Raw genomic sequence first — 1,448 nt, 5'->3', positions numbered from 1 at the left:
GGCAGATTCAACTGGTCGTCGCAACACCCCAGGTAATGGAGGTGGATTGTGGGTAGGCCTGCAGGATGGATGAAGGAGCTCACGGGAAGGTCGGCGTTGAAGTCGCCGGGCCGGCCCTCGCACCGTCGTGAGGTGGAGCGGTTGTTCTGGAAGCAGATCGCCACGGGGGTCACCAGCGAGCAGGCCGCCGCGGCGGTCGGCGTGTCGAGTGCCGTCGGCACGCGGTGGTTCCGCCATCGTGGTGGCATGCCGCTACACCTGGCCACGGATGTGTCCTCCCGGTACTTGTCCTTCTTTGAGCGCGAAGAGATTGCGGTGATGGTCGCCGAGGGTAAGGGGGTACGCGAAATCGCCCGCACACTGGATCGCGCGCCGTCGACGATCTCGCGCGAACTGCGCCGCAACGCTGCCACTCGCGGCGGCAAGCTCGAGTACCGGGCATCGGTTGCGCAGTGGAAGTCGGAGATCTTCGCCGCCCGCCCCAAAGAGGCGAAGCTGGTCGGCAACGAGCCCCTGCGCGAGTACGTCCAGGACCGACTGGCCGGCAGGATCACCGACAGTGACGGAGCCCCGGTCGACGGGCCGGAGGAAGCAAAATGGGCGGGCCGCAACAAGCCGCATCGAGGCGATCGCCGGTGGGTCAAGGGCTGGAGCCCCGAGCAGATCAGCAACCGCCTGAAGGTCGACTTCCCGGAAGATGAGTCCATGCGCATCTCCCACGAAGCCATCTACCAGGCGCTTTACATCCAAGGGCGCGGTGCTCTCAAGCGGGAACTCGTGACCTGCCTGCGCACGGGCCGCGCTCTGCGGGTGCCGCGCGAGCGCACCCGTTCGGCCACGTGGGCGCACGTGAACGACAAAGTCCTGATCAGTGAGCGCCCCGCCGAAGCCGAGGACCGGGCCGTGCCCGGGCACTGGGAAGGCGATCTGATCATTGGCCTCAACCGCTCCGCAATCGGCACCCTTGTTGAGCGCACCACGAGATTCACCATGCTCGTGCATCTGCCCCGCGAGGAGGGCTACGGGCAAACGCCACGAGTGAAGAACGGGCCCGCGCTGTCCGGATACGGCGCCGAGAGCATGTCGCGGGCGCTGGCCAGGACGATCACCGACCTACCCGAGCACCTCCTGCGCTCGTTGACGTGGGACCGCGGCAAAGAGCTGTCGGCGCATGCCCAGTTCACCGTTGAGACCGGTCTGCCGGTGTTCTTCGCCGACCCCCGCAGCCCCTGGCAGCGGGGCTCTAACGAGAACACGAACGGATTGCTGCGCCAGTACTTCCCGAAGGGCACCGACCTCTCCCGCTGGACCGCAGAAGACCTTGCAGCCATCGCACACACCCTCAACACACGGCCACGAAAGACGCTTGGGTGGCGAACTCCCGCCGAAGCCCTTGACGAACATCTACAGTCACTACAAACGTCAAGTGTTGCGACGACCGATTGAAT

At 65.7% G+C, this 1,448-nt stretch carries 1 protein-coding gene; it reads left to right on the top strand.

Annotated elements, in window-relative coordinates:
• The first annotated feature begins 69 nt into the window (after positions 1–69).
• Entirely contained in the window at positions 70–1,446 is a 1,377-nt protein-coding gene (locus tag OPF83_RS17340; protein ID WP_264888898.1) for an IS30 family transposase, read from the top strand.
• Positions 1,447–1,448 lie beyond the last annotated feature (2 nt).

The sequence above is a fragment of the Dietzia sp. NCCP-2495 genome, from assembly GCF_026011735.1.
In the GTDB taxonomy this organism is placed as follows: domain Bacteria; phylum Actinomycetota; class Actinomycetes; order Mycobacteriales; family Mycobacteriaceae; genus Dietzia.
The sequence above is the reverse complement of the archived record's forward strand: the minus strand, read 5'-3'. Positions and strand labels throughout refer to the sequence as shown.